5 protein-coding genes are annotated in these 4,355 nt (G+C 68.6%); 3 read left to right on the top strand and 2 right to left on the bottom strand.

Annotation, left to right across the window (positions count from 1 at the left end; all coding sequences use genetic code 11):
* On the bottom strand, positions 1-549 hold a 549-nt coding region (locus ACHFFZ_RS05545; RefSeq protein ID WP_394275664.1), incomplete at its 3' end, for a glucuronate isomerase.
* 167 nt (positions 550-716) lie between these two features.
* Between ACHFFZ_RS05545 and ACHFFZ_RS05540 the strand changes: the two genes are divergently transcribed.
* On the top strand, positions 717-1,307 hold the full coding sequence (locus ACHFFZ_RS05540) for a GNAT family N-acetyltransferase (RefSeq protein ID WP_394275663.1): 591 nt from the start codon (positions 717-719) through the stop codon (positions 1,305-1,307).
* Between the two features lie 72 nt (positions 1,308-1,379).
* Positions 1,380-2,669 carry a lactate racemase domain-containing protein gene (locus ACHFFZ_RS05535; protein ID WP_394275662.1) on the top strand — a complete coding sequence of 430 codons (1,290 nt, stop codon included), beginning with the start codon at positions 1,380-1,382 and terminating at the stop codon, positions 2,667-2,669.
* Here ACHFFZ_RS05535 and ACHFFZ_RS05530 read toward each other — a convergent pair.
* The gene (locus ACHFFZ_RS05530) at positions 2,653-3,672 is read right to left on the bottom strand and encodes a LacI family DNA-binding transcriptional regulator (protein WP_394275661.1); all 1,020 of its coding nucleotides are present in this window, start codon (positions 3,670-3,672) and stop codon (positions 2,653-2,655) included. The two genes, ACHFFZ_RS05535 and ACHFFZ_RS05530, sit on opposite strands and share 17 nt — an antisense overlap.
* 227 nt (positions 3,673-3,899) lie before the next feature.
* Here ACHFFZ_RS05530 and ACHFFZ_RS05525 point away from each other — a divergent pair.
* On the top strand, positions 3,900-4,355 hold a 456-nt coding region (locus tag ACHFFZ_RS05525; protein WP_394275660.1), incomplete at its 3' end, for an NAD(P)-binding domain-containing protein.

Below are 4,355 nucleotides of genomic sequence, written 5' to 3'. Positions count from 1 at the left end.
GGCGATCTTCTCGTGGTGGTGCAGGTCGTCACAGGGGTCGTCGGTGGTGGCGATGAAGGAGATGTCGAAGCTGTCCATCAGGGCGCGCGGGCGCATCTCGGGGGTGGCCAGCTTCGCGTCGATGGTGTCGTAGATGGCGTCGGCGGTCTCCGCGCTGGGACGCTGGTCGATGCCGAAGATGCCGACCAGCTGGTCCTGCATCCAGTAGCGCATGGCGGTGCCGTTGTAGTCGCTCCAGTGTGAGCAGAAGGTGCGCCAGGCCTCGCGCGACTGCTCCTGGCTCATCTCGGTGCCGACGGGCACGCCCAGGGTGGACAGCTCGACGCCATTGGCGTGCATCAGACGGTTCACGTAGTGGTCGGGCGTGATGAGCAGCTCGGTGGGGTTGCCGAAGGGCAGGTCGTCGGCGATCCAGGCCGGGGGCACGTGGCCGTGGGGCGAGATGATGGGCAGGTCCTTGACCTCGTCGTAGAGGCGACGCGCGATGGCGCGCGTGGTGGGGTCCGCGGGAAGGAGTCGGTCTGGGTGGAGCGTCATTGCCGGTGCCATGGCCGTCATGCTTCCCGCTGCCTGTGACACTTTCCATCGGTTGCCACGTGTTGCAGGTCTGGCCACGCACCGATGCTGGCCGGGCGCGGGACGGGGGACGGGGATTGGCTCCACCATGCCCCCGAGACTACCGGCCTCCGGTCCGGCGGCCCCGTTACTGTGCAGGGATGGAGCACCACCTGGCCTTGCAGCACGGCAGCACCACGCTGCGTCCCCTCTCCCCCGCCGACGCCACTGGCTTCCGGGCGATCGTGGACGAGCAGTCCTGGGCCGGCATGGGCGTGCCGCTGCCGGCGACCGATGCCGCCATGGCGGTCCACCTCCGCGACCTGGTTGACGCCCCGGCAACCCTCGCCTTCGCCGTGGAGCACGACGGTGGACTGGTCGGGCGCACCTGCTTCTACGACCTGGTCGACGGGCTCAAAGTCGAGATCGGCAACACCATCTACGCCCGCCACGTCTGGGGATCCGCGGTGAACCCCGCCGCGAAGCTGCTGCTGCTGGAGCACGCCTTCGAGGTCTTCGGCGTGGGCCGCGTCGCCCTGCGCTGCGACCACCGCAACACCCGCTCTCACCGCGCGATCGAGCGCCTGGGGGCCCACTTCGAGGGAACCCTGCGCCACTTTCGTCCCGCCGCCGACGGGACGGTGGCCGACGTGGACTACTTCAGCATCCTGCGTGACGAGTGGCCCCGGGTGCGTTCGGGGCTGGAGGCACGACTGGGGCCGGAACCCGAGCTCTGCCCTGCCCGTCGCTGAGTCCGGCCCCGGCCCGGGGCAAGGCGGGGCAACTGCTTGCAGGCCCGGCGGCCATGCCGCTTGACTGGCCGCATGACCACCCAGATCCCTGTCGAGTCCATCGGCGGAGCCCACCAGCACATTGCTGAGGCCGACTTCGCCGCCTTCGTCGAGCGCAATCTCGCCCCGCTGCCACTGGACGGCAAGAAGGTGGTGCTGGTGGTCCCCGACGGCACCCGTTCGATGCCGCTGCCGATGGTGCTGCGCCACGTCCACGCCCAGCTGGCGGGCCGCGTCGCCGAGATGACCGCCGTCATCGCCCTGGGAACCCACTCCTACATGGAGTCCGACGAGATCGATGCCTGGTTCGGCGTCGGCGGCGAGGGCCAGCCCGCCAGCCTCGAGGAGGCCTACCCCGGCCTGCGCGTGGTCAACCACGAGTGGCAGGACCCGTCGATGATCGTCAAGGTGGGCACGCTGGACGCGGCCACCATCAAGGAGCTCAGCGAGGGCGCGCAGGAGGTGGCGGTCGACGTCGAGATCAACCGCCACGTGGTCGAGGCCGACTACAACATCGTGATCGGGCCGGTCTTCCCGCACGAGGTGGTCGGCATCTCGGGGGGCAACAAGTACTTCATCCCCGGCTGCGCCACCCACGACGCGATCGACCTGAGCCACTGGGTGGGTGCGCTGCTCGGCGTCGAGAAGGTGATCGGCACCCAGGGCATCACCCCCATGCGACGGATCATCAATGCCGGCACCGACCTGATCCGCAACGAGAAGCTGGCCCTGTGCCTGGTGGTCGAGTCCGGCTCGGGAGAGCTCGAGGCCGCCGCCTTCGGCACCAGCGAGGACGCCTGGGCCGCGATGGCCCAGGTGGCCGCCGACAGCCACATCACCTGGCTGGACGAGCCCCTGCAGAAGGTGATCGCCTGCATGCCGACCCGCTATGACGACATCTGGACCGCGGCCAAGGGCTGTTACAAGGCCCAGCCCGCCATGGCCGACGGCGGAGAGGTGGTCATCTACGCCCCCCACGTCACCGAGGTCTCCGAGGTGCACCGCGAGATCCACGAGATCGGCTACCACTGCATCGAGTACTTCACCAAGCAGTGGGACCGCTTCAGCGACGTGCCCAAGGGCGTGCTCGCCCATTCGACGCACGTGCGCGGCGCCGGCACCTACGATGCCGAGACCGGCGTGGAGACCAACCGGATCACGGTGACGCTGGCCACCGCAATCCCCGAGGAGGTCTGCCGCCAGGTGAACCTGGGCTACCTGGACCCCGACTCGATCGACCTCGAGGCCGAGGCGAAGGTGCCCGGCACGCTGGTGGTCCCCAATGCCGGCGAGATCCTGTTCAAGCTCAACTCGCAGCGCTGAGCCGAGCGGTCGACTCCCGCACCACCAGCTCCATCGGCATCATCGCCATCGAGGGCCCCATCGGGCGCTGCTTCCTGATCATGGCGAGCACGGCATTGACGCCGTGCTCGCCGAGCTGGCGCAGGGGCGAGGCGACGGTGGTGATCGCCGGCGTGACCAGGTCGGAGGCGAAGGTGTTGTCGAAGCCGATCACCGAGATCCTGCCCGGCACGTCGATCCCGCGCATGGACAGCCCACGCAGCACCCCGATGGCCACCAGGTCGTTGTAGCAGACCACCGCGGTCTCGCCCCTCGATCCGATCTCGGACGCTGCCTGCAGTCCGCCCTTCACCGTCGGGACGACGGGGCCGTAGCGGATGTCCTCCAGCTGGAGCTCCTGGCAGGCCTCGCGGAAGGCTCGCCACCGCATCCCGTCCACCCAGGCCGCCTCGGGTCCGGCCACGTAGGCGATGTGGCGATGCCCCAGCTCCCCCAAGTGTTCCAGGGCACGTCGCATCCCGCGGGCATTGTCGGTGCCGATGCAGGGCAGCCCCATCACCTGGCGGTTCAGCACCACGGTCGGGACCTTCTTGCTCACCCCGCGCAGGGCCGTGTCGGACAGTCGTGAGGTGACCACCACCAGTCCGTCGACCACCTGCAGGGTGCGGTCCAGCAAGGTCTTCTCCAGCTCGGCCGACTCCTGGGCATCGGCCAGGACGATGGAGAAGCCGGCATCGGTGGCCGCCTTCTCCGCGCCACGGATGATGTTGAAGTAGAAGGGATTGGTGATGTCGCTGATCGCCAGCCCGATCATACGGGTACGGGCGGGACGTTCGGCCCGGAAGACGGCCTCGGTGCGGTAGCCCAGCTCCTGGGCGATCTGGTGGATCCTCGCCGCGGTCTTGTCGCTGACGCGACCGGGCCGGGAGAAGGCGCGCGAGACCGTCGAGGGGCTCACGCCGGCCGCCTCCGCCACCTGGTAGATGGTGGCGGGCTTGCTGTCCTCGGGCCTGGCGTCGCTCATGGCTTGAGCCTAGGCCCGGCCCCACCGGGTGGCAACAGAGTGCAAGTCCGCATGGAACGGTGAACTCCCTTGCCACAAAGGTTCTGGGAGCACGCGTCTGGGAGCCGGCGGAAGCGACAACATGTGGCAATGGCTCGAAGGGACTTGACCGTGATGGTGGACTGGTCCTCGTAAGGCTGAGACACACTGCCGTTCCGCAGCCCCCGCCCCGACCGAATGGAGATTCGATGACCGAGACCACCACTGCTGGCACCGACGCGAAGGCCCTGGCCGATGTCGGCGTGATCGGCATGGCCGTCATGGGTTCGTCGCTGGCCCGCAACATGGCGCACAAGGGCTTCAGCGTCGCCATCTACAACCGCACCTTCGCCAAGACCGAAGAGGTCATCGCCGAGCACGGTACCGAGGGCACCTTCATCGCCTCGGAGAAGATCGAGGACTTCGTCGCCTCGCTGGAGCGCCCCCGCCGCATCGTGATCATGGTGCAGGCCGGCAAGGGCACCGATGCCGTCATCGACCAGCTGATCCCGCTGCTGGAGGACGGCGACATCATCGTCGATGGCGGCAATGCCTTCTACGAGGACACCATCCGCCGCGAGGAGAAGGTCCGCGCCGCCGGCCTGCACTTCGTGGGCTGCGGCATCTCCGGTGGCGAGGTCGGCGCCTTGGAGGGTCCGTCGATG

Origin of the sequence: Luteococcus sp. (assembly GCF_043424415.1) — a bacterium.
Classification (GTDB): domain Bacteria; phylum Actinomycetota; class Actinomycetes; order Propionibacteriales; family Propionibacteriaceae; genus Luteococcus.
Note: the sequence above shows the minus strand (reverse complement) of the source record. Positions and strands in the feature narration are given on the sequence as shown.